Raw genomic sequence first — 23,582 nt, forward strand, 5'->3', positions numbered from 1 at the left:
ATCGCGGTATCAGGCGCTCGGCACTTCACCATCACAGCGCCGCCAGTGCTTTTGCTACCGCCTGGCGGGCTGCAGTGATCTGCTGGATGCTCTGCTCCTTGTTGGCGATGTCTTCTCGCAAGTGGGTCAGGCTCTGCTGGATGTCGCGGCTCATGTTTTCGACAAAGGTCTGGCCGGTGCTGCCCAGGCTGTTTTCGATAGCCTCCACCTTGCTCTTCACTTCGCCTTCCAGGTCGCGAATGATCGCGGCCACAGCTTCGCGTTGGGCCTCCTTGAGGCCGTTGATCTGGCTCTCTGAAACCCGTTCGCTGCCAAACGATTTAATGATGCTGATGCTGTAGTCCTTGTCGCCGAAGCTAACATTCGGAATGGTGATGCGGCGCAGGCTCTTGTTGACCTCTGCCAGCATCAGTTCTGCATCGAAGTCGGCGCTGCCGGTGTCGAACAGTGACATCGCCGCGACACCCACTTTTCGGCGCAGCTCATCGAGATCGACGCAGCCGATGATTGCCTTCTGCAGAGCCTTGGTGGTCTGCAAGGCGAAAACCTGGACCTGTTCGATGGCATCCTGGGCGCTGGCGTAGGTGGTGACCACGTCGCGGTAGCGCGTTTCCCAGTCATGGCCGAAAAAACCGCCGAACCACGAAGTGTCGACCTGATAACTCTCTGTGGTTGTCTCTCGAACAACCTGTATTCGTGAATATTTCTGTGCCTGCTCGCGAATGTCTGTCTTCAACAGCGCGAACTGCTGGCTGGCTTTGACCAACTGCTCGTCAAACACGCCTTCCAGGCGCGCCTTGCCGCCTTTCATACGCCTGAGCATGTCCTGCTCGATTCTCTCCAACTCCCCGATGTCGCCGTTGCGAACCTGTTCGCTACGCGCCTGCAGGCTGAGCTCAATCTGTTGCAGGCGTTCACGTGTTCCGTTGTGCACGCCTTCGATCAGCTGCTGTTCCTTGCTGGTGATCAGGTGCTGCTTGTGTTCGCGCTGGGCGAGGATCTCGTCGCGTAGCGCCGTAATGTTGGAGAGTTGCCGCAGGCTGTTCGGTTCAAAGGCAAAACCGGTGGCGGTGCATAGCTGATCGAGTTGTTCCCGGTCTTCTTCGGACAGGGAGTTGAAGTGCTCGGCGACCAGCCATGCCCAGCTGGAAATGAATCGTGGCGCGGATTTTTTGACAGCGCTGAGGATGCGCCGGGTCTTGTTGTCCTGGCCGGGCTGGTTGATCTGCGCCTCCAGCGTCAGGCTGGCCTGATCCGTCATTTTCTTGTCCAGCAGCTGCAGCATCGCACCGGTTCGTACAGCAGAACGTTTCTCGGCGGGTGCCCGTTCGGCGAGCTTGCTGGCTGTGATGGCTATGCCACGATCCTGGCGCAGGGCGAGATCGCGCTGCGAACCGACCAGGAACACCGCCTTTTCGTCGATACCAGCTTCGGGTAGTTGCTCGCGCAGCACCGCCATGTCGGAGGAGGTGAGGAACTGGCTGACTGCCGAGAGCAGAAAGATCACGTCGCACTGGCCAAGGAAGCTACGGGTGATTTGGCCACGGGAAACCACCGGGTCGTTGAAACCGGGGGTATCGATTATTTCTAGGCCCTGCAGGCGCTTGTCGTCGACATGCAGCACGGACATCTTGGTGATGGCGGTGAAGCGTCCGCCGCTGCCAACATATTCCTGCAGTGCATAGGCCAGGTTTTCTGCGCCACCAGCGACGTCCAGTACCTCGGTTTTACCCAGGTAGTCGTGTACGTCGAGGCCCTTCCTGCGTGTCATTTCCACCAGCTCTCGCGAGGAGCGGATGGCTTCGGGAACGTGGCGATCGATCTCCTCCGCTGTGCGCGCGCGAGGTGTCGCGAGAACTTTGGCGAAAGGGCTGTCGCTCTTCGGCGGCTCCCTCAGCTTGCGCTCTGCTTCGGCATAGGCCTTGGGGTACTCGTTGGCGCGTTGTTCGATGTCGGCCCAGTCGTCGGCGCTGTAGAACACCACTTCAGCCTTGGCCTTGGGGGCGTAGACAATCTTGGTCAACGCAGCGGTCATCGGCGTGTCAGCCTTGGGCAGCAGGTCGCGGCCGAAAAAGGCAGCATTGAGGAACGAAGACTTACCGGCCTTCATCTGGCCAACGACAGCGATGCGCAGGTCGCGACCGCTCTCGCGCGCAGCGTGGAGATTGACTTCAAGCCCGTCGAGCAAGGTTTTCAGACTACTGAGTTGTTCGGCGTCAATAACAGTGGCATGCGAGGTTAGCGAAGCCAGGGTGAAAGTTTTGGCGGTCATAGCGAATTTTTCCCGAGAATTTTTTGCCAAGTCGCAAATGTGCCAGGCGACCAAAAGGGGCCAATTGCTTGTTGTTTCTTGAGCAGTGAAGATGCTTTGGCATGATCTTGTGCAGCAGCCTTCTCCAGCCAGCTGATAGCGTGAGCGGAGTTTTTTCTCAGTCCTTCGCCATTTAAGTAGCGGCGGCCAAGTTCAAATTGGGCATCGGCATGCCCTGCCTCGGCCGCTGCGCGATAAGCCACAATGGCTTTTTCCAGGTCCTGGGAAACACCCAGGCCTTTTTCGTAAAGTACCCCTAAAGCGTATTGCCCGGCGGGGCTGCCATTTTTGGCTGATCGTGTGATCACGTAGAAGCGGGCTTCCTCGTGACCTTGCCTGGCTGCTTTTTCAAACCAATACAGTGCCTGCTCGTCGTCTTTGGCAATCCCTTCTCCCCTGGTCAGGCAAATGCCCAGGTTGTATTGAGCCTCGGCGTGTCCTTGCTCCGCGGCCTGGAGGTAACAGGCGACGGCGCTTTGCAGATTTTCTGGAACGCCTACACCGTTCTCGTAGCAGACGCCTAGGTAGAACTGGGCCTGCACATGACCCTGGTGTTTGGCCTTGCGGTACCACTGCGCCGCAAGGCGTTCGTCTACGCACACGCCTTGCCCAAGCTCGTGATAGATGCCGAGTTGAAACTGGGCAGCGGCGTTCCCCTGTTCTGCGGCGTGCTGGAAGAAGACAGCCGCTGAGTCGTAATCGCCTTCCTCATGAAGTGCCAGGCCCTTGCCGTAGAGCTCTTCGATGGAAAGCGCATCAATGGCCAGGTCACCGATGATCTGCGCGATGATTTCCTGCATTTCGTTCTTTAAAACGGTGAAGGCGTCGACAAGTTCGGCAAAGACTTTCTGCCGGGTACGTTGCTCCTGGAGCAGTTCCTGTAGCGTTGCCTGTTCACTTTGAGGCAGTTTTTCCTGCAGTGGCAGAAGGGTATTGAACAGCGATAATTTTCGGCGGCTGTTGGACAGGTTTTCCCGATTGTGCTGGATATAACCGTCTAGCACACGTTCGCAAGTGCGCCTGTGGTGGGTGTACTTGGGAGCCTCGTCCAGCGTTTGGAGCCACACGCGAATATCGTCACCAGCAATCAACGCTCCCTGTTCGGCTCCCAGCGGTGCTGCCCAGGCCATCAGTCCGGCGCAAGGAATGCCCGAAGCCTCGATCGCCTCTGCGGTGCTGTGCAGGATGGCGTCGATAGAGGAGCGGCCGACCAGATCGGCCTGAGTGACGACGAAGAAGATCGGTCCGGGATGATCGAGACTGCGCAAAAATGCCAGATCGTCCTGGCGAATCGAACCGTTCCTGGCGCTGAGCAGCCACATCACATGATCGGCTTCGGTCAGTTGCTTGAGGGCAATGGTTTCATCGCTGTCAGTGCTACCAAGGGCGTCTACCTTGCTGTAACCAGGCGTATCAAGGAAGGCCAGGTTGCTCCAGGCGAAGCTTGCGCAGTGGAGCATCAACAGCTTGAGCACGTGGGCAAAACCGAACGCCTCGTCGAGACTGTCGCGGTAGTGGTTGGTGAAGGCGTGGGTGATGGCCTGCAGGCCGTCGCGGTCCAGTCGAATCTGCTGGTTGAAGGTGTTCAGCGCAACGATACCGTCTTCGCCACGGGTGATGAAACTGGGAATCGCCGTGGTTGGCTCCAGCGACTCCGGTAGCAGATCGACGCCGAGCAGGGTGTTGAGCAGGCGCGACTTGCCGGCGCTGAAACCACCCCCGACGCCGACCACGGTCTTGTTGGCCAGGTCGGGAAACAGAGCAAGGTTTTCCAGTGACGCTTCCAGCGCCTGCAGCTCGCGCAACGCCTGGGCTTCACCGGGAAAGCTGCCTTTGGACGTAAGCTCGATGAAGCGCTCATGGATCAGTCGGTGCAGCGCGGCGGGCAGTTGCTGCCGTTGCGCCTTGCCCACGTTCGGACGTGGCTGTCCGACCAGGCTGGCAATCAGTTGCAAGCCTTTACCGGGATCTCTCAGGTAAGGGTTGGTGGTGGCCGATTGCGCGGCCTCCAGCTCTTCGAGGGATAAGCTGAAATCAAGCGACATTGGCGCAGGCCTCCGCAGGTCGGGATTGTTGCTGGCGGCTGTGGTCGAGCAGTCGGGCGACGCTGTTCAGCGCCTGTTCGGCCTTGTCCTGGATATGTTGCTTGCGGTCACGGTCTGCTACCAGTTGCTGTTCGATGCGATCGAGGTTCTCCCGTTGCGTCGCCAACTGCGCGGCTAATCTGTCGCACATATCGCCGATGAACTGACGGGCATGCTTGTCGAGTGCATCGGGAATCACGCCTTGCAACTGGCTGATGACCGTTTCAATCGCCTCATTGGCTTTGCCTTCGGCTTCGCTCTCCTTGTTGCTGCGCGAAGCGAACAGGCCGATCGCGCCGCCAACCAGGCCGCCGATCAGGGTGCCAACCACCGGCACTATGGTGCCGATAGCCGCCCCAGCTGCTGCTCCGGCCGCTGAGGCACCCAAACCATAGTCGGCCTCTATTCCCGCCGGGCCGTCGCCGGAGAGTTGCGGCCCCTCAAAGGCGCTGAACTCGATATGACTGCCCAGGCGTTGGCAGGCGTCCATGAGACGCGGGGTCAGGTTCTGCTCAATGGCCAACTGGCAAGCGTTACGCGCATCGGCGGTGAGCAGCGGACCAATGCCTTGGCCAGCCAGCAGCATCTGTTTGTAGGTTTGGCGACGACTGCGCAGGTAACTGTTGACGGTGGCCAGCACCTGATGGCTGATCGCTGCGCGGCAGTCGCGTAGCAGGCTGTCCTGTTCGTTGGCATGGTTTTCTTCGAGTCGGGCCATGCCCTTGTCGAGGATCTTCTGCTGTTCGAGCAGTTGCTCTGCGCTGGTGTCCATCGCCAGTTGCTGGCGAATCAGGCGTTCGGCCTGAACCAACAACGCCTTGATCTGCGCAGCGAAGCGTTCGTGGAACAGGGTTGCTTTCTGGGTTTCGAGGCCGGCGAGCAAGTCTTCGAAGCCACTCAGATCGCCCTCACGCGCAGAGCAGCCACGGGTCGGTTGGCTTAAGTCTAGGCCGGCCTGTTCGGCGAGGGAGCGGCGCAGGGGTTCGCGTTGCTGACGGCTGTTCAGTGCCTCCTGGCAGACCAGTAGGGTAAACGTCTGACCCAGGGAGCGCTGGCGATCAATGAAGGCCAGCTCGTCGATACCGACCTGACTGATACGGGTGACGCACAGGATGCACGACACAGCTTCTCCGATGTATTGCTCTAGCGCACGTTCATGTTGGCCGTTGTTGGAGCCCAGGCCCGGCGTGTCGACCAGCACCAGATCAGGGTGGCGGGCGAGGGCAGTGCGGCACAGGTGCAGTTCTACGAACAGGGGTGGCCGGGCGTTAGTGCGCGGATCGTCGAGTAGCGCGGCGTAGGCTGTGAGCGGTTTTTCCTCGCGCCGTACCTGGCCAGTCCCGGCGTCCTCCAGCCAGTGGATCACCAGCTTTTCCGCGCCCGGTTCGGCGTAGTGGAATTCAGTGGCCAGACTGGTGCAGGCGCTGAGGTCGTCCTTCTGAATATCCTCGCCCAGCCAGCAGTTGAGCAGGGTCGACTTACCAACACTGAACTTGCCGATCAGCGGTACCTTGAGGTGGAAACCGGTGATCTGCTGGCGTAGAGCGTTGATCTCCCCGGCGAAGCTCTTGGGCAGGATGTTTTCGCCCAGCAGGTCGTCAAGCACCTGCAACTGTCCTAGCCAATGCTCCTTGTACTGGCTCAGGTCGCTGCTGCGCACCACCGAAAATCCGGCGGACTGGAGGTGGTAGAGCAGTTCGGCGAGAAAGTCCCAGGCAGGTAACGCCGTTGCCGCGCCGTATCCCCAGCGGGCCGATACGCTGCTGTTGTCCGTTGGCGCGGTACCGGCGCGCAGGTCGAGCAGCCAGAGAGCGGTCGGGTTGAACAAGTTAGTCTGAGGCAGTGCGGCCAGGTGTAGGGTGAGTGCCTGTAGGCAGGCTGGCTGCTCGCTCAACTGGGTGCAGAACTCGCCGATCTTCACGGGGTGAGCAAGATCCAGCCCGACGAGCAGGCACATCTCTTTAAGGCTGTTCAGCTCGTGGACTGTCCACTGCCCTTCGGTGAGGCGAAAGAAGTCGTTGGCCAGACAGCTGAGACGCAAAGCAGTAGGCAGTTCGCTGAGCGCCTTGCCGTCAAGATGACGCCTATTGGGATGCAGTAGCCAATCGTGCAAGCGGCTGGTGCGTTCCAGGGCTTCGAGGCGGTTCTCATGTGTACTCAGGCGGTCGCGTAGCTTGCAGTAGACTCCGGCCAGCGAGCGGTAGACGCGCCGCAGATCCTGATTATGACGATCTCCCAGTCGCTGGATTTCGGCGAAGGCGCCGTTCAGGCGGTTTTGCAAGGTGCAGGCGAACTCGAGGGTGATTGCACCTTTTTCCTGAACTGCAGCAATCAGGCGCAGGGCGGCGAATTGCGCCTGGGCCAGGTCGCGGTCATTCTCGGCGGCAATCTGCTGGTTTTTGCCGGTGATAGCGCCCATGAAGCGCGACAGTAATCCCTGCTCACGCAGGTAGGTGGCGCGTCCGCTGACTGGAGAAAGGGTGGCGAGTGCGTCCAGCACCGAGGTTTCGACCGCCCGGCGGTTGTTGCTGTTCTGGGCCAGGAAACTGTCGACGGCAGTTTCGAGTTGCTGACGCTCGATGTCAGCCAGCAGCGCAGTGTTGTCCAGAGCCAGGTGCTCGAGTGCGAGAGGGATATCGTCGTCGGCCAGGTCGAGCTTCTGGCTCAAATCGTCGTTGCGAACTTGCCGGTCGAAGTCATGGATATCGTCGACAGCCTTGCTGTGTTTACGGTCCACGTCGTACAGGTTGTCGCTGAGCTTGCGCTCCTGTTCGGCGGCCAGGCGGGCGCGCTCCCATAGGGCTTCGTACTGAGCCTCGTTGTCGAGGAACAACTGCAGGTGGCGGAAGATCTGCAGGCCGTCGGCATAGCCCTGTTCCATGCGCCTTGCGGCGCCTTCGTTGGAAAAGTCGAGGGTGGCGGTGACGCCGCCCAGACTGTTGGCAGGAACGATCGGCAAAATGCGCACCCCGGGATAGTGGCGCGGGTCGATGCTCAGGTCGTCGGGCGACAGATACACCACCACGATGGTGTCGCAGCCGGCCTCGATCAGAGGCCGAATCGGAGTGTTGTCGACATGTTTATGCGGCAGCCCCCAGTAGAAGCCGCCATCGGTATAAATGCCGTCGCCAATGTCGACCTCGTCGAAGATCAGGGGCAGGGCAGCAGTACCGAGCAGCATGTCCGCAGCGGTGTGGGTATCGCTTACCGAGATGTAGTCGACGCAGTTGGCGGCAGTATTGTGCAGCGCCACAGTCAGCGGCAGCGCCGAGGAGGCCAGCCTGCCTGCGTCCAGGCCTTCGGCTATCATGCTCTTGAGGCCATCCTGCTTGAAAAAGCCCTTGGTACTGATGAAGTGGCTGAGCATCGGCGAGATCATACCGCTGGCGGTCAGTAACGCCAGGCGCGAGGCCAGTCCCGGCACATCCTGTACTGAAAGCATGTTGCGGCTCTCGATGTTCAGCCACATGGATTTGGCCAGATCGAGTTTGTCTTGAGCGAACATTGCGCCGTTGAGGCCGCCCACTGAGGTGCCGGAAATGGCGCTTAGTTGGCTGTCCAGGCCCAGGTCGCGCATGGCCTGCCAGACGCCGATTTGATAGGCGCCCTTACCGCCGCCGCCAGACAGGGTAAGACCGAGTTTCCTGAATTTCATGCTCTTCTCCATGATTGTGCCTGCGCCTTTGTGGGTACTCGGCCGAGTCTTTTATACGAGGGGCGTCGGGCGAGGGCGGTGTGAACTTCGCTTTCCAGTTCGTACTGCACGCTTTCCGGGCTGATGATGCGGATGCGACGGTGCGTGACTCTGGTCTTTTCCAGTGCTTGGAACGGCACTTTACGGCCACTGAGATCTTCGAAACGCTGACTGTTGATCAGCAGGGGACTCTGTATGCGGTCGTCGAAGATATCGCGTAGGACATCGTCGGACAGGGATGGAAACAGCTCACAAATGCCGACCAGTCCCACGGAGCGCTCGACGTCGCGCACGTCGATCTTGCCGAGAAAGGCCCGGTCGAGCCGAAGGTGGCCGTCGATCTTGTTCAATGGGAGATAGGCAAGGCGCTCGTTGAGGTCGCACTGGATGGTGCGGATGTTGACACCGAACTCTTCGACCAGCGCTGCAGGTTCGAGGCTCTCGCCCAGGTTGAGCTTGTTGAGAATCTGCGCCATCCGGTAGATCAGGGTATCGTGGTTGCCCGATGACTTGTGGCGGGCGGCCTCTTTAGTCGGGCGCAGGGACTGGGGCATTACAAGTTCCTTTTGACTGAAGCAATGTCCATGGTGGCGTTCTGCCCCTTTGAGACGAGTATGCTGACTTTGTGTGAAAGGTTTTGCAATTGGTCAGCGTGTCGGGTGCATGAATATGTTAGCGAAAACTCGACTACACACCCGGCGTGTTTAGTATCGAGCGCCATATGCTGGCATTCCTGCACAATCTGTCAGCCGAAGAGGGACTCGACGTTTCGGGTGGGTGGCCAACTACTTCTAGCCTGGGCTGATGTGATTTTCGTGGTGGCTGTGATCGGAGGATTTCAGGCCGGAAGCCGGCTGATGGCGGACTGCATGCAGTCGAGCAGTTTGGCGGCGTGGGTGAGGCTATTCAGGTCGGCTATCAGGATAAAAGCCTGGATGGCATCAAAGTCAGGGCTTTTCATGCGTGGGATTCTAGGGAGCAAGGCAGTACGCCCGTGATACCGCCTGTGAAAGCAGTGCAACTGTATGAATATCGATAACTTCTGTCCCTCGCCATCACCGAGTCGGCATAATAATGGCCAAACGCTTTCATCACTCTACCGCACTGCGCCTTGCCGCCCCGAAAGGATTCGAATGAATCATTCCGATTTATGCTTAAAACCGATACATGAACTGCTCACCGATGAACATGGTAACCCGACACAGTTCTGGATTCCCGCATACCAGCGCGGCTACCGCTGGAAGCCCCTGCAGGTTACCCAGTTGCTGGAAGATATCCGCGAATTCAGCCAGCGCCGTAACCCCCAACCGGAAGAGTTTTACTGCCTGCAGCCGCTAGTGATCAAGGCCACCGAGCACGGCCCGTTCGAGGTCGTCGATGGCCAGCAGCGGCTGACCACGCTGCTGTTGATTCTTCGGCATTTCAATGAGCGTCTGGCAGAAAAGTATCGGCAGAAGTTGTTCACTCTCGACTACGAAACCCGCCCGCAGTTGCTGACATTTCTTGATGAGCCCAGCGAAGCCGGCGCCGACAGCAATGTCGATTACTTCTACCTGTTCAATGCCATCAACACTATTGAAGACTGGTTCAGCAATCGCGCTCACGAAGTAGATGAGATCAAGTCCGCACTGCTGAACAAGACCCGAGTCATCTGGTTCGAACTGGGCGCCCAGGACAATGCCGTGGATGCGTTCACCCGCCTCAACGTGGGCAAGATTGCACTGACTGATGACGAACTGATCCGTGCCCTGTTCCTCAAGCGAAGTGATGCTAGCGAACCGCAAACCGCCATCCGACAGTTGAAAATTGCCCACGAATGGGATCAGTTGGAGAAGGCCCTGCAGGCGGACGAATTCTGGTATTTCCTCAGTAACCAGCAGAGCCGACCGCAGAACCGCATCGGCCTGCTGTTCGAGCTGGTGGCCAATGCCGACGGCCTGGGCAACGGGGCGGAACAGGACGAGCACGGCATCTTCCATGCCTACAGCAGGAAACTTAAGGTTTCCGGCGCCACCTCGAAGGAATGGCTGCGCATCAAGCAAACCTTCATGATGCTAGAGGAGTGGTTTGAAGACCGCACGCTTTATCACATCGTCGGGTTCCTGATTCATCAGGGCATTGATGTCGCGCATATCTGCAAACTATCGCTGCAGACCACCAAGAGCGCATTCGAACGCAAGCTGCGTAAAGAGGTTTTCACCTGCACCATCGGCGACAAAGATATTGACTCCTTTACACCCGAAATGCTGCACATGTGCATCAGCGAACGGCTCGAAGAGCTGGAGTACGGCCGCCATTCGCCGAGCATTCGCTCGCTGCTGTTGCTATTCAACTTGGCCACCCTGCTGGACAGTCCGCGCTCCAACCTGCGATTCCAGTTCGACAGTTTCAAGAACGGTGAGTGGGACATCGAACACGTACGCTCGATTGCATCCAGCCGTCCCATGCGTCTGCATGACCAGGTGAGCTGGCTGAATCTGTGCGCGGGTTACCTGGAAGCCCAGAAACTCGAAGACCAGGGCACGCAGATCAAGCAGTTGTTGATCAGCATTTATGCCTTCATCGAGCAATCAAAGAAAGCCCATTCGGACGAAGCCTTCGAAGCGCTGTACAAAAAACTGCTGGCCTTTTTCCAGGAAAACGATGAAGCGCCGACCGACCATGGTATCTGCAACCTGACCCTGTTGGATAAAGGCACCAACCGTAGTTACAAGAACGCCGTGTTCGCGGTCAAGCGCAAGGCAATGCTGGCCCTCGACCAGTCGGGGATCTTCGTGCCGCTGTGCACTCGCAATGTGTTTCTCAAATGCTACAGCCCGCAGGCCGACAACGTGATGTTCTGGAGCAGGGACGACCGTGAAGCTTACCAGGCCGAAATCACCCGAGCCCTAGTGGGCTTCTTCAGTGCAACCCAGGAGATCACCCCATGAGCGAGTCTGGCAGCCAGATCACCCTGAAACAGCTGTTGGGCCGCCACCAGCGTATCCAAATCCCGATGATCCAACGCGACTATGCCCAAGGCCGCCCGGCGGCCGAGGACGTACGTGAGGAATTCCTCGGCACTTTGCAGCAGGCGTTTGCGTTGGCACCGAGTGACGATGCCCTCCCCCTGAACCTTGACTTCATTTACGGTAGCCTCGACATCGATGGCCCGACCCGCTTCCTGCCTCTCGACGGCCAACAACGACTGACCACGCTGTTTCTGCTGCACTGGTATCTTGCTTGGCGCGACGACTGCCAAGCCGCGTTCCGCCAGGTGTTCTGCGAAGGCACAGGTTCACGGTTTTCTTACAGCGTACGCCCGAGCAGCGCCGAGTTCTTCGATGAGCTGGTGAACTTCTGGCCGGCGCGCGAGGCCGCCGACGGGGCTTCATTGGCCAGGTTGATCACCAACCAGGCCTGGTATTTCCGTTACTGGCGCCTGGACCCGACTATTCAGTCCTGCCTTACCATGCTGGAAGCCATTCACCGTCACTTCTGCGACGTCACGGGCGCCTACGCACGGCTGATGGACGAACAGCAACCGGTGATCACCTTCCAGTTGTTGGACCTCGAGCATTTCGGGCTGTCCGACGACCTGTACATCAAGATGAACGCCCGGGGCAAACCACTGACGGCCTTCGAGACATTCAAGGCCCGCTACGAGCACGAGCTTAAGGGCCAGTTCGCCGACGAGACCCGGGACATCGGCGGCCAGACCTTCACCGTTGCCGACTTTTTCGCCCGCCGCATGGACAACCGCTGGGCCGATTTCTTCTGGGCGTTTCGCGACAAGGACACCCATCTCTACGACGATGCGATCATGAACTTCTTCCATGCCGTGGCGTTCATTTGCCGCGACCCGGAATCGTCCGGCTATCTGGAGGACATCAGCACCTTCAGAGGTAAGCCGTTGAAGTCAGCCTATGCTCTGTACCACAAAAGCGGATGGCTGGAGCGCGATTTTTCCGCCACCCTGATGTTGCTATTGGAAAAATGGAGCTCTGAGGACAATCGGTTCACGCCGCTGCTGCCAGACAACCCGTACTTCAACGAAGCAGCCGTGTTCCAGCGCTTGGTCAGCGACCCTGCGGCCCTGGCATATGCCGACCTGGTGCAGCTGTTTGCTTACGTCGCCTTCCTGCGTGCGAAAGGCGAGCAAGTCGAACCTCAAGCGCTGCTGGAATGGGTGCGGTTGATCTACAACCTGTCGAACAATTCCAGTTACGAGCGCCCGGCCGACATGCAGCGCAGCCTGCTGGGGGTCCTGGGTATGTTACCGCATGCTGGCGATATCCTCGGCTACTTCGCCAGCAACGAAAAACCGACCGCGGGCTTTTACCTGCAACAGGTCAGTGAAGAGCAGTTCAAGGCCGAATTGCTACTGGCCCACTGTGGTTGGCGCGGTCTGATCGAACGGGCGGAGAAACATGGTTACTTCAAGGGCCAGATCGAGTTCCTACTGGAATTTAGTGGTGTCTTGGCCAAGCGACGCAAGGCCGGCCTGGGCCAGTGGGTGCCCGACGAACATCTTTTGCTGCAACAGCGCTTTTCCGAATACCTGGACAAGGCGGAAAAGATGTTCAATGCGCGCGGCCTGAACAGCCTAGCGGACTTCCGATGGGAGCGTGCCCTGCTGTCATTGGGTGACTACTTTTTACTCAGCGGCTCCAATTACTCGTTCCTGGTCAACTCGGCGTCGGAGCAAGCCAGTTGGAAACGGCTGTTACGCGGTGGTGCTGGGGACAATGTGCAGGAAGCCCGCGCGCTTTTGCAAAAGCTGTTGGAGCAGATCAATCTTGACGCTCCGTTAGAAGGCCAACTGGATGAGCTGATTGCCAATGCCGAGGGCCTGGAGCCTTGGCGTCAGATCATGGTGGATACGCCAGCGGTGTTCCGCTATTGCGGTGAACATGCGCTGCGTTGGTACAACGACCAAATTTACCTGCTCAAGAAAAGCCGAATGAGCGGAATGCATGCCGAGTTGTTCAGCTATCACCTGTTCACCCAGCTTGAAGCGGAGCAACTTCAAAAAAAGCTCTTGCCGCTGCGGCTAGATGAATACCAGACAGTCAGTGGCTCGGAGTTCGAGCCGAGCCTTGATCTGGCCCTTGTATTTCGGGACTGCTGCCTGTACTTCTTGATTTATTCCGAATCAGGGCTATTCAGGATTCAAATATCTCGAAAAGAGCTGAAACCCGTACCTGATCTGGAAAAATTGTTAGTCGCTACCTTCAAGTTTGACGTGCAGAAGGAAGTCATCAACCTAGATGTCACACGAGAACGCATTCACGCCACGCTGCGCGCCATCGCCCGAGCGATCAAGGCCTTAGAGGTTCGGGTGGCTGATACTTTGTGAGGTTATGTCGCTGACTTGGTAGGAGCGGGTTCATTCGGGATGGTCAAATGTTTGTTCACCCCGAGAGGAGGGACATTGGTTGAGGGACATGGCCAGAAGGTTACGTTGCAGGTATCCGTACTGACAGTGTGGATACCTGCGTGATATTTAGTTCATGAGGCCGATAGCTAGGGTCGAGTGACTGCTCATCATCGAACGAATCTTCAGCGTAGGGAGTCAACCTTTCGGTCTCGATTTTGGGTGAGCGTTAAGATAGACAAGTTGCCTGTGGCTGCTTCCTGAATGTGTCCGCTCCACCAAGCCATCATTGGACGTCGGCGTTCAATATAGTCTGCTCGGTTGTAGGCGCTCCGCACTTCGTCTTTGTCAACGTGGGCAACCCGACCCGAGAAACCAGTAAGTTTAGGCTAACCGGGTTTATCTCTTTACGGATACTGTTGAAGCCGGTGGTATGGAAGACAAAGCTGCCGAGTGGGTCATCGTCGCTGATCACCACATGCAATCGCCCGTAGGGCTTGCAGGCATTGCCTTTGGCTAACGGGCAAGTGTCTGGTGAGGGCTGGGCGACGACTTGATGCCTTCGACACTGCAACAACATGGTTTGGTCTCCATGATGAGATGTTCATTGTTGTGATATATGGCTGAATTTTTTTCAATTAGGCTGTTGGTGGCTTTGTATCTGTAACCTTTGGGTTTGTGAGTATCTCAAGGTGTTCGCCTAGTAGGTTCCATGCGGCAGTCATTTCGGCTGTATAGCTGTGGCGCTGGTAGATTCGCTTCACCTTATTGTCTTCGGTGTGATTTAGGCAGCGCTCAGCCACTTCAGGTATCACTCCCAGTGCGGTCATTAACGTTGCGCCTGTGCGACGAAGGTCATGAGGAGTCCATTTACCACCAGGAAGCAGCAGGCCTTGAGCTTTAGCACTGCGTCGGCTCATTGTTCCTTGCTCAGGCTGGCGTTGACGATCACCCAGCTGTTTGGTCACGGTCTTGGAGTTGACTGGGCCACTGTTATCGGTGTTTGGGTAGCACCAGGCCGACCTGCTATTGATGCTCTGAACCCGCTCGAACTGACTTACAGCGAATTTTGACAGGAAAACAGTATGCGGCTTGCCATTCTTGCTGTGCTCAGCAGGAATTAGCCAAGTGCGCTGTTTGAGATCCACTTGCTCCCAACGACTATTTAGTAGTTCACCGATGCGGCAGCAGGTGGAAAGTGCAATCCAGATTGCAGCTTCTGTCGTCATTAGAAGTCCCGCCCCTGGTGCTTTCTTCGCAAGGCTACGAATTTCATCATCAGTCAAAACGCGGTCGCGTTCGACGTCTTTACCGCCAATTTTTGCTTTTCGGATACTAGCGCTGGGATCGTGTTCTATGAGGTCACGGTCTACTGCGAATCTGAACATCTGGCGCATCAGGGAGAAAGCTATTTTTGCAGCACGGTTGACGCCTCTGGCAAGCATGGTGTCAGTTACTTCTGTGATATGGCCTTTTTTTACGTCCGCTACGGCGAATTGGCCTAGAAAGGGCAATACGTCTTTTTCAAACATTCGACGCACTTCTGCGCCGCCATCTTTGCGATTGATCAAGTCGATCTTGGCCCAGTGCTCAAACAGCTCGGTAACGCTCTTGCGGGATGCCTGGCGGACTAGCTCGGTTTCTGCAGTGGCTCTCTCCGCGTCTAACCGTGCTAGCTCGGCGTTGCGGGCAGCGATACGTGCAGTTTCTTCGGACTCAAGGTGCTCACGGATGTTTTTGATGCCTGTTTTATGAAGACCGGCCAATTCCATTGCTCTTTGTCGTGCATCCGAAAGAGTCATTGTTGCGGAATCATCCCCGGCACCATAAGTTCCGATTGGTAGAGCGTATCTCTTGCCTGTCTCATTGGTGTATTGGAAGTAGAAAAGGCGGTCACCCGATGGCGTTATGCGGGCCAGAAGTGATCCATGGCCCCAAATCGCGACTTCACTCATCCATTTATGAGTTTGGCCAGGCTTGGCCTTCATTGCCTTGTCTGTAATGTTGGCCATGCGTTTGCTCTTGGTAGTGAATTGGTAGTGAATTGAGATGGGCTTTAGGGGGATGTTAGCGGATGCTAATGGACAGTGGTAGCGGGTAATATCTATATTTTCAGAGCGTTATGAGGTGGTCTTGGATCTTGAAGGACGTTGCTGGATTATAATTCACCTTTATGGGGTGCTAGGGGTCGAGTGTTCGAATCACTCCGTCCCGACCATATTTTTCAATGACTTAGGCCAATGTTCACAGCATTGGCCTTTTTCATGTGCGTAACATTTGCGGGGAATGCTGACGGTGGGTATCAGGGAATAGCTGATACGAGAAAGCCTCACTCGAATAAGGTCCAGTAGTTCGCCCTGCCAGCTGTTTCAGAGAAATGCTGAGTGGCCGCAACTGGTCAGGGTGGGCTTACTTCCTTAACTGCACGGCCCCTTGTAGCAGTACACGCAGGTGAACCAGGCCAGTATTTACCAACCTGCCGATCTTGCGCTTTGGGGACTGACACAAGAAAAGCCCGGCCCCTGTGCCGGGTTTTTCGTTTTCGCCATTCGTCCAATGCCGGGCACTCGAGCGCGGTGTGACTCTCTCACGTTTAAGCACGGATTCACCCGGGCATGAGAGCGGAGAGTCACCATGGATATTGACGAGGATGCACCTGGCAACAAATCGCAGCAGGACGTGACGCGCGCGGCGGACAACGAAACCGGTCATGACCCTAAACGGGATGAGCCAGAGATTCCGTTGCAGTCGGACGACGAAGCCCCTGTTGATGAAGATATGACCGACGTGGATGCCAACAACTCGGTATCGAGTGAGCATCCCGACGCTGGAAAGAGCGGTCGCGTCGTTGATCCGGACGCCGACCCACAGATGAACGATCAGGGTGAAGAGGGTAAGGAGGCTCGCGGCATGCCTGCGAGCGATCCTGAATCAGGCGCCTGAACAAGTCCGGATCATTTCGATAGCCCGCACAGTGCGGGCTTTTTTACGGGTTGATGACCGCAGCCCTCTGTCATGAAATGAAAAGCCAGTGTCGTCTGATGAGAAGCGTCTCGCCAGACGGCGTCCTACAGTCCAATCAGCGCAAATCGACGCTGCACAGACTGGAGAATAAGAAAAAATGGCCAACGCCGTACGCTTCTACGAAACCGGTGGTCCCGAAGTCCTCCGTTATGAGGAGGTCGAGGTCGGCGATCCCGGTCCAGGCCAGGTTCGTCTTCGTCATGTGGCGGTGGGCCTTAACTATGCCGACACCTATTTTCGCAATGGCACTTATCCGATTCCGATGCCCAACGGCATGGGGGTTGAAGCGTCCGGTGTGGTCCAGGCCGTCGGCGAAGGGGTGACCAACGTACAAGTCGGCGATCGTGTCACCTACACCGGTTTTCTCAATACATTGGGTGCCTACAGCACCGAGCGTCTGATCCCGGCCGCGCCGTTGATCAAGCTGCCGGAAACCATCCGAAGAGCAGTTGCGCGACAAGATCGAATTCGCCGGCGACAGCGCGGCGCGCAAAAAGCCCAACAGCCTGGTCAGGCTGTATCGAGAGGAGAAGGTCACGTTCTCCCACTGTGTGCCGACCATTCTGCAAATGATCCTGAACTGCGAGGAAGCGCAACGGACTCGTTTTGATGGCTGGAAAATGCTCCTGGGCGGCAGCGCGCTGACCTTGGGCATCGCCAGTGAAGCGAGTGCCAAAGGTATTCAGGTACACAGCGGTTACGGCATGTCGGAAACCTGCCCGTTGCTGTGCCTCACTTACCTGCGTGACGAAGATCTCGAACAATCCACGCAAGCCCAACTGGCTACCCGCATCAAGACTGGCACGGCTGTGCCGATGGTCGACCTGAAAATTATCGATGCCAGTGGCAATGACGTTGCCCACGACGGAGAGTCCCTGGGCGAGATCGTGGTGCGCGCGCCTTGGCTCACCCAAGGCTATTTGAAGGAGCCCGAAAAGGGTGCAGAGCTTTGGCATAACGGCTGGCTGCACACCGGCGACATGGCCTCCATCGACCCCTTGGGAGGGGTGGAAATCAAAGATCGAATCAAGGATGTCATCAAGACGGGCGGGGAGTGGATCAGCTCCCTGGAACTGGAAAGCCTGATCAGCGAACACTCGGCCGTCATGTCGGTCGCGGTCGTGGGCATTGCGGACGAGCAATGGGGCGAACGGCCGATGGCGCTGGTGGTGTGCGAGCCTGGGCAATATCTCGACCGCAAGATGCTGGAGGTGCACCTGCAAGGGTTTGTCGAGCGTGGCCGTATCAATAAATGGGCAATCCCCAAGCAGTTCAAGTTCGTCGCCGAGATCCCTAAAACCAGCGTCGGGAAGATTAACAAGAAGCTCATCCGGGAAAGCGAATTGAGCTGAAAGGCGCGGCGGATGCTACGTCAACCCTGACCACTCATCGCGAGGCCCTCTATTTCATATCAGTCAAAGGGATCATGCATTCAGATGCTTGATCCCTTTTTTCGTTTCAGGTTTGCGTAAACGTCGCGGCGATGTCGTTGAGTCTGTCGCAATAGCTCAGGGCAAGTAGCCAGCCGCCTGAACGAGGTGGTTGTCCTGCCCGGCAACGATGAGATGCAGGGGTACATGGGGTTGCTCATCAACGGAAGAAACCTCAAACCCACCCACTACCAGCGGCTGTCGTTCACACATTTCGGTCGACTCTCCCGCCAGTTTTTTCGCCATTTTCGCGTGGTTCGCTGCGATTTCATTGAGAGTTGACACGTTACTTCTCCGGGTGACGGACCCAGCGTATCGCTGGCGTCCATAAGTATTGATTGATTGGCCGTCACGTCAGAATTCCGTCGTTCCGGGGCGGCTACGGCCAGCGTTTGCAAAGCCTGCGCCAGATGTTGTTACAATTTCTTGACGGATGTTTTCAGGCGACGAATGGTGGTCGGTTGCGGGTTATCAATCGGGCGTAAACTGGCAGAGCTACTTCATCAAAAGGAGCCGCAATATGATTGCCGACCGAACGACCGCACAGACGTCCGCGGACAAAGCTGTCTGGGATCAATATTTCTGCGCTGCGCTGATTGCGGAAAGCAATCTGACGGCGCCGGTTGTAGGAGGGGCCACTCATGAGGACAGGCAGAATCTGTTGATTGAAAGAGCCAAGGCGCTCGCTGACAAGATGATGGATACCCGCCCATAAATGAAAAAGCCCGACCATTTCAGGTTGGGCTTTTTAATGGGCGTTCAAGCTCGGCTATTTCGGACTGTCGAGTCGATCCAGCGCCCGGTTTACGTCGAGTTCAGCCAGCATGATGATCTGAGCAATGCCCAACAGGGTATTGAGACTCGGCCCGTGCGTAAGGTCCGCCAGGTCCATGGTCATGACATGGGCTGATGCCAGTGATACGCAAGCGTGTCCCAAAAGGTCTTCGGTGTTGATGTGCGGATCGAGGATGTACATCGTGCTCGGTGTGCGCGGGGTGGCCCGGATGTCGGCGTGGGAGGGGATGCGGTCCGAGGTTTCGTCGGGATTTTCCGGGTCGAAATTTTTGGAGGGGGATGTCGGATCGGTTTCTGGCGGGTTGGGTGTTTGCTTGATCATTGATGAAACTCCTAATTGAAACGAAGGAGCCTTCACCTCTCGCTACCAAACGAAGAGTGGCGGCCATGCGGAGGTTGGTAGACCGGTAATTAGGAACCCGGCGCTCCCGAAGGAGCCCTGCGCATGGCCACCATAAAGCAGAGACTTTTAAGGTCTGCAATCGGTGCGCTACGCGCCTAATTAATCCGGGCTACCAAACCCGATCACTGATTTTCAGCGACCGGCCAACAATAGAACCCAGGCCCAAGGCGCACAAGCCGGCGGATTCTGGCGTAACCGTAGGCAATGACGCAAGGCGCTGTAGCTTTCGCGAAGTAACCGGCGGAGCTTTTAAACACGGGCGTGTTTAACAGATTGAATCAATATCCAGCGTGTACGGCGCCCCGATGGTGTGCCCATAGATCGAAGCCGTCAGCGCGTCCCCCTCAGGGTCTTCCGGCGCCATGGCGAACGGGTCTTTAACCTTGTTCTCAGGATGCGCCAGCCAACGTTCGACGTTTTTCATCAGCTCCTCGGGCTGTTCGGATAGCGATCCGTAAAGCGCCTGTGCGCTAATCCTCTGAGGATGAATGCTTTTCAGGCGTGCGACGGTGGTTTCAATCCTGCTCTTTTCAAGATCGAGCGCGCGGATGTTGTTCTCCTGGGTGCGAGCGTACGCCTCCGAACGTCCTCTTAAATCACGTTCTATTGTTCGCAGCTGGGTGGTGCTCTCTGCCAGTGAATCCTTGACCCAATTGAACTCGCTCTCAGTGATACGCGTACGTTTCTCGTCATACGCCTGCTTCCATCGCAGCAAAACCGCCCAACACGCCGGAACGTAGCCACCGGTCATCGAATGATTCCCGGCCTGGAATATCTGCGCCAGCAATGGTGGCCGGTCCGGCAGCCCGTTCTTCTGCTGAATGGCCAAGGTGCACGCCGCATGTTGGGTGATGGTGTCGCAACCGGGTTCCCACATGAACGCGGACTTCTCCCCACCACTGAATCGCACCGGCATGAAGTGCTGCAACTTGCCATGGTGATCGTAGGGCTCACCCGTCCAGTTCGTGATACCCGTAAAAAACACCGACATCCCGACCGGCACGTTAGCAAGCGTCAAAGCCAATCCCGTCGCGAAGACACCGGGCTTGGTGTCCATCCAGGTGCCCGGCACGCTCGGCACCGGGTCATTGTGGTTGACGACGCGGTGATGCACCAAGCTCTCTGCGTCTTTGACGAAGTTGGCATCGCCCGCGCGGGGGGCGCCGTAGGTGTAGAGCTGGATGTTAAAGCTAAAATTTTGCTCTCGTCTCAGCATTTCCGAGAGCAACAACGCCACTGCGCCACCGAGGCTGTGGCCACAGATGATGAGCTTTTGCCCTGTATAGAATTTAGTCACGTACTTCACGACGAAGCTCTGTGCTTGTTGCGCTGCTTCGTAGAAGCCGCGATGCACTTTGCTGTCGGTGTCTTCGAACGGCACTTGAAATGCATCGGCATCGCGAAATCCATCCGCGATAAGCTCGTAAGTGCCACGTATCGCGATCAGGATCAGTTCGTCATTGTGGGTAATGAAGGCCTGGGTGTCGGTCGACTCTGCACCTTGCGCTGCGTCATCTAGAAAGTGAATTTTGGCAGGGTGTTCCTGTTCGACTTCTTGATTGAGCCGGTTGACCTCATAAAGTCCCGGATCGAATGGCACGATCTCCAGACGCTTGGAGTACGGCACATCCTCGTACAGTGGATAAAAAGCGCTTTTTTGCGTCGCATCGACACGCCACAACTCGTCAGCCTTGGCCAACGCATCGCCGAACCAATGGCCCACGCTGGGTTGTATAGGGAAGGTCACGGTCGTCGCTTTAACCGGGTGACCGTCGGGCTGTTGCCCGAAAGGGCAATAACTCAACGTAGCCATCAGCGCGAGCTGGTAGAGATTCAGCGCGCAGAACTCCGGGTCGGTCGACAGCATTGGTCGCAACGCTCGCAGTGGACGCACTTCCAGAACCGTGTGTTTTTGGGGTATCAGCGCAACGCCGAGCTTCCCATGTTCACCCATGGTTCTCGCTCGGTTTGGGCTATGGGGAAAATGACGATAGACCTCGGGCGGCAGGTGAGAAACATGCTTGACCAGGTGACGTACTTCTACTTGGAGGAACTCATCTGCGCAGTCTTGTGCGGGGTTTGTCCGGGTACGGGTTGAATTTTTATTCAGATAGCGGGTTTGTTCGGCGCGTACTTGAAGTTCGGTGATTTTTAAAGCGTAGTGGGGTCTTGCCTGTAAAAACGCATAGTAATCTTCGAGACCTTCGTACGGTTGGTGGAAGAGAATCGCCACAGGTCCCGCAGAATGATTTGTGATTGTGGCTGCACCGGCAGTATCCAAGTTGCCACTATATTTAAGTCCTTCAGAATCAATAGCAGTAAAAGTTAATCCTGAATAAGGCTCACCTAATCCAGATTCGTCGACCAATTGGAAGCTAGTCCATTTACCTTGCAACGGACAGGCGAGCACTCGATTGCTCAACTTTGACTCCATCTCTTTTTCCAATGATGTCATGGGAATATCTCCTTATTCTATGCAGCCGGGGTAAATGGTGCAGATGCGTTCATCTACCATTTTGAAAGTGCTGAAGTCTTTGTGATTTCCGAAGCAAAAGGCGTATTGATCTTCAAAGTTACGGCCCATGCACCGCTTCCACCCGTTGGGTACCCTGACCCAAGTGTCCCCAATAGCGGGTCTCTCCGTATCGGCCAACTTGATCTTCATACTCACAGTCTTGCCTGGCAATTGGTCAAGGGAGTACGCAGCAAAAGGATGGCCACGCCCTGAGTCGCCTTGAGCATCAGTTGCTTTGCAATCGAGGAGTTTGACGATGCGTCGTTTCGGTCCCATTGTGCGAAACAGCCACTCGCATTGACCGTAAAAGGTACTTTCACCTGCTTCGCTAAAGGTTTTTTTGTACTTTTTCTCCAGTTCACTTCGGACGACGACAGTTGCGAAGTCCTCACCGAAGTCCCAACTTGAATTGCCGTATTTGGAATGTATGTCCAGCTTGATGCGGCTGATCACCAACCTGCATTCACTGACGACTCTGTAAATGGCGATCTCGGAGTTTTCGATGTAATTTTTACGCAATATCGGGTTGTGAACGACTGCGGTGTTTCGTCCTCCCGGTACGGTGCAGGTTTCCCCATCGGCCGGTACATATTCTGCAACTGCCTGATATACAAAATTATTGGGTAAGTCAGCGGTTAAGGTAAAAGTGTCCGGCGGACTCTTGGCACAGCCGTTGGTTAATGCTATGCCGCAACTCAATGCGGAGAATTTCAGCAGCAACTTAAGCCGCGAAGAAATGATTGCCATGTGATTAATGTCCTTATTCCGTGCAGCCAGGGTAAATAGTGCAGATACGGCCATCTGGCATTTTGAACGTGCTGAAATCAGAGTGATTTCCAAAGCAGAACGCATCCTGATCTTCAAAACCTTTTCCCATGCAGCGCTTCCATCCACCGGGTACTTCGACCCATGTGTCACCCCAACCAGGCCTTTCCTCTGCGGCCAACGTGATCTTCATTTTTACGGTTTTGCCTTTCAGCTGATCGAGGCTATATCCCGAAACCGGGCGGCCACGTGCCGGCTCGCCTTCGGCGTTCGCTGTTTTGCAATCGAGAATTTTGACAATGCGTCGCTGCGCACCCGCAGTGCGAAACAGCCACTGGCAATGACCGTAAAAAGTGCTTTCACCCGATTCACTGAACGTGCCTTTGTATTGTTCCTCCAGATCATCGCGGACGATGACCATTGCGCTGTCCCCACCGAAGTCCCCCCGATGTGTCCAATAGGAAGCGTTGATATCCAGCTTGATACGCCTGATCACCAGCGGACAGCCACTGACTGTCCTATACATGGCAATTTCAGAATTCGGCGTGTAACTTTCACGCCACTTCATGTTGTACCCGACGGCCGTATTCCTTCCCCCCGGTACGGTGCAGGTTTCACCTTTGGCGGGCACATACTCGGCGATGGCCTTATAGGCAAAGTTGGGTGGTAAATCGGCTGTAAAGGTGAACGTGTCCGGCTGACTATTGGTACAGCCAGTGATTAGTATGAAGCAGCAACTCATCGCAGAATATTTCAGCAGCAGCTTCTGTAGCGAAGAAAATATTGCCATGTGATTGATATCCTTATTCCGTGCAGCCGGGGTATATGGTGCATATACGGCCATCTGGAGTCTGAAAGTTCGTGAATTTCGATTTAGAGTGGCTACATGCTCCTTCGCCTAGCGATTTCGATATGGGTGCGCAGGGTTTCCAGCCACTCTCTGACTTTATCCAGTTCTTCGGAAATAGCGGTCGTTCATTTTGTGTTATGCGGTAGATATATCGAACAGGCGTGCGCCTAAGCTCGTCGAACGAAATTTCTTTGTGTAAGTTAGGTTGATGCAAGAGGTTTTCCAAAAGTTGCCATTGTTCATTGGCTTTTTTGCAAGGTAAGTACATGGATATTTTTTTGATATCAGTAGTTGCGGTCTTTATAACGAAACTAGGGTCGCATAAATTTCTGATAATTCTCTCTCCGAGAGTGTC

15 protein-coding genes and 4 pseudogenes are annotated in these 23,582 nt (G+C 56.2%); 6 read left to right on the top strand and 13 right to left on the bottom strand.

Annotation, left to right across the window (positions count from 1 at the left end):
* Nucleotides 1-31: 31 nt before the first annotated feature.
* From ACA073_RS10110 to ACA073_RS10130, 5 genes are all read right to left on the bottom strand, one after another.
* Nucleotides 32-2,272, bottom strand: coding sequence for a dynamin family protein (locus ACA073_RS10110; RefSeq protein WP_497403121.1), 2,241 nt, complete (start codon nucleotides 2,270-2,272; stop codon nucleotides 32-34).
* The gene (locus ACA073_RS10115) at nucleotides 2,269-4,356 is read right to left on the bottom strand and encodes a dynamin family protein (RefSeq protein ID WP_497403122.1); all 2,088 of its coding nucleotides are present in this window, start codon (nucleotides 4,354-4,356) and stop codon (nucleotides 2,269-2,271) included. The genes ACA073_RS10110 and ACA073_RS10115 overlap by 4 nt, the downstream gene beginning before the upstream one ends.
* Nucleotides 4,346-8,050, bottom strand: a complete 3,705-nt coding sequence (locus tag ACA073_RS10120) for a patatin-like phospholipase family protein (RefSeq protein ID WP_497403123.1) — start codon at nucleotides 8,048-8,050, stop codon at nucleotides 4,346-4,348. Before ACA073_RS10120 ends, ACA073_RS10115 begins: the two co-directional genes overlap by 11 nt.
* Entirely contained in the window at nucleotides 8,047-8,643 is a 597-nt protein-coding gene (locus tag ACA073_RS10125) for a hypothetical protein (protein ID WP_497403124.1), read from the bottom strand. The genes ACA073_RS10120 and ACA073_RS10125 overlap by 4 nt, the downstream gene beginning before the upstream one ends.
* Nucleotides 8,644-8,927: 284 nt before the next feature.
* Entirely contained in the window at nucleotides 8,928-9,050 is a 123-nt protein-coding gene (locus ACA073_RS10130; RefSeq protein WP_497403125.1) for a helix-turn-helix domain-containing protein, read from the bottom strand.
* A gap of 172 nt (nucleotides 9,051-9,222) precedes the next feature.
* On the opposite strand from ACA073_RS10130, the gene ACA073_RS10135 reads away from it, so the two are divergent.
* A complete protein-coding gene (locus ACA073_RS10135; RefSeq protein ID WP_497403126.1) occupies nucleotides 9,223-11,019 on the top strand; it encodes a DUF262 domain-containing protein in 1,797 nt (598 codons plus the stop codon).
* Nucleotides 11,016-13,427, top strand: coding sequence for a DUF262 domain-containing protein (locus ACA073_RS10140; RefSeq protein ID WP_497403127.1), 2,412 nt, complete (start codon nucleotides 11,016-11,018; stop codon nucleotides 13,425-13,427). Before ACA073_RS10135 ends, ACA073_RS10140 begins: the two co-directional genes overlap by 4 nt.
* A gap of 203 nt (nucleotides 13,428-13,630) precedes the next feature.
* On the opposite strand, the pseudogene ACA073_RS10145 reads toward ACA073_RS10140, so the two are convergent.
* From ACA073_RS10145 to ACA073_RS10155, 3 genes and pseudogenes are all read right to left on the bottom strand, one after another.
* A pseudogene (locus ACA073_RS10145) lies at nucleotides 13,631-13,807 on the bottom strand (integrase); the annotation flags it as partial.
* Between the two features lie 47 nt (nucleotides 13,808-13,854).
* Nucleotides 13,855-13,986 (bottom strand): annotated as a pseudogene (locus ACA073_RS10150) (recombination directionality factor); the annotation flags it as partial.
* A gap of 97 nt (nucleotides 13,987-14,083) precedes the next feature.
* Nucleotides 14,084-15,457: a tyrosine-type recombinase/integrase gene (locus tag ACA073_RS10155; protein WP_497403128.1), complete on the bottom strand. Its 1,374-nt coding sequence runs from the start codon at nucleotides 15,455-15,457 to the stop codon at nucleotides 14,084-14,086.
* A gap of 622 nt (nucleotides 15,458-16,079) precedes the next feature.
* On the opposite strand from ACA073_RS10155, the gene ACA073_RS10160 reads away from it, so the two are divergent.
* The 3 genes and pseudogenes from ACA073_RS10160 to ACA073_RS10170 all read left to right on the top strand — a co-directional run.
* Nucleotides 16,080-16,388, top strand: a complete 309-nt coding sequence (locus ACA073_RS10160) for a hypothetical protein (protein WP_497403129.1) — start codon at nucleotides 16,080-16,082, stop codon at nucleotides 16,386-16,388.
* Nucleotides 16,389-16,566: 178 nt separating this feature from the next.
* A pseudogene (locus ACA073_RS10165) lies at nucleotides 16,567-16,908 on the top strand (alcohol dehydrogenase catalytic domain-containing protein); the annotation flags it as partial.
* Nucleotides 16,909-16,957: 49 nt separating this feature from the next.
* Nucleotides 16,958-17,821, top strand: a pseudogene (locus ACA073_RS10170) (AMP-binding protein); the annotation flags it as partial.
* A 156-nt stretch (nucleotides 17,822-17,977) separates the two neighbouring features.
* On the opposite strand, the gene ACA073_RS10175 reads toward ACA073_RS10170, so the two are convergent.
* Complete coding sequence (locus ACA073_RS10175; protein ID WP_497403130.1) at nucleotides 17,978-18,184, bottom strand: hypothetical protein; 207 nt, start codon at nucleotides 18,182-18,184, stop codon at nucleotides 17,978-17,980.
* A 235-nt stretch (nucleotides 18,185-18,419) separates the two neighbouring features.
* Between ACA073_RS10175 and ACA073_RS10180 the strand changes: the two genes are divergently transcribed.
* Nucleotides 18,420-18,614: a hypothetical protein gene (locus ACA073_RS10180; protein WP_497403131.1), complete on the top strand. Its 195-nt coding sequence runs from the start codon at nucleotides 18,420-18,422 to the stop codon at nucleotides 18,612-18,614.
* A 54-nt stretch (nucleotides 18,615-18,668) separates the two neighbouring features.
* On the opposite strand, the gene ACA073_RS10185 is transcribed toward ACA073_RS10180, so the two are convergent.
* The 4 genes from ACA073_RS10185 to ACA073_RS10200 all read right to left on the bottom strand — a co-directional run bounded on the left by ACA073_RS10185 (nucleotide 18,669) and on the right by ACA073_RS10200 (nucleotide 23,167).
* A complete protein-coding gene (locus ACA073_RS10185; protein WP_497403132.1) occupies nucleotides 18,669-19,016 on the bottom strand; it encodes a DUF6124 family protein in 348 nt (115 codons plus the stop codon).
* Between the two features lie 346 nt (nucleotides 19,017-19,362).
* Nucleotides 19,363-21,552: a lipase family protein gene (locus tag ACA073_RS10190; RefSeq protein WP_497403133.1), complete on the bottom strand. Its 2,190-nt coding sequence runs from the start codon at nucleotides 21,550-21,552 to the stop codon at nucleotides 19,363-19,365.
* 12 nt (nucleotides 21,553-21,564) lie between these two features.
* Entirely contained in the window at nucleotides 21,565-22,359 is a 795-nt protein-coding gene (locus ACA073_RS10195; protein WP_497403134.1) for a hypothetical protein, read from the bottom strand.
* 13 nt (nucleotides 22,360-22,372) lie between these two features.
* Complete coding sequence (locus ACA073_RS10200; protein ID WP_497403135.1) at nucleotides 22,373-23,167, bottom strand: hypothetical protein; 795 nt, start codon at nucleotides 23,165-23,167, stop codon at nucleotides 22,373-22,375.
* Nucleotides 23,168-23,582: the final 415 nt, after the last annotated feature.

This window comes from Pseudomonas sp. LBUM1670 (assembly GCF_059695695.1).

Coding starts and splice junctions, on each gene's coding strand:
- ACA073_RS10110 (WP_497403121.1), bottom strand. CDS start 2,272: ATGACCGCCAAAACTTTCACCCTGGCTTCGCTAACCTCGCATGCCACT.
- ACA073_RS10115 (WP_497403122.1), bottom strand. CDS start 4,356: ATGTCGCTTGATTTCAGCTTATCCCTCGAAGAGCTGGAGGCCGCGCAA.
- ACA073_RS10120 (WP_497403123.1), bottom strand. CDS start 8,050: ATGAAATTCAGGAAACTCGGTCTTACCCTGTCTGGCGGCGGCGGTAAG.
- ACA073_RS10125 (WP_497403124.1), bottom strand. CDS start 8,643: ATGCCCCAGTCCCTGCGCCCGACTAAAGAGGCCGCCCGCCACAAGTCA.
- ACA073_RS10130 (WP_497403125.1), bottom strand. CDS start 9,050: ATGAAAAGCCCTGACTTTGATGCCATCCAGGCTTTTATCCTGATAGCC.
- ACA073_RS10135 (WP_497403126.1), top strand. CDS start 9,223: ATGAATCATTCCGATTTATGCTTAAAACCGATACATGAACTGCTCACC.
- ACA073_RS10140 (WP_497403127.1), top strand. CDS start 11,016: ATGAGCGAGTCTGGCAGCCAGATCACCCTGAAACAGCTGTTGGGCCGC.
- ACA073_RS10155 (WP_497403128.1), bottom strand. CDS start 15,457: ATGGCCAACATTACAGACAAGGCAATGAAGGCCAAGCCTGGCCAAACT.
- ACA073_RS10160 (WP_497403129.1), top strand. CDS start 16,080: ATGGATATTGACGAGGATGCACCTGGCAACAAATCGCAGCAGGACGTG.
- ACA073_RS10180 (WP_497403131.1), top strand. CDS start 18,420: ATGATTGCCGACCGAACGACCGCACAGACGTCCGCGGACAAAGCTGTC.
- ACA073_RS10185 (WP_497403132.1), bottom strand. CDS start 19,016: ATGATCAAGCAAACACCCAACCCGCCAGAAACCGATCCGACATCCCCC.
- ACA073_RS10190 (WP_497403133.1), bottom strand. CDS start 21,552: ATGACATCATTGGAAAAAGAGATGGAGTCAAAGTTGAGCAATCGAGTG.
- ACA073_RS10195 (WP_497403134.1), bottom strand. CDS start 22,359: ATGGCAATCATTTCTTCGCGGCTTAAGTTGCTGCTGAAATTCTCCGCA.
- ACA073_RS10200 (WP_497403135.1), bottom strand. CDS start 23,167: ATGGCAATATTTTCTTCGCTACAGAAGCTGCTGCTGAAATATTCTGCG.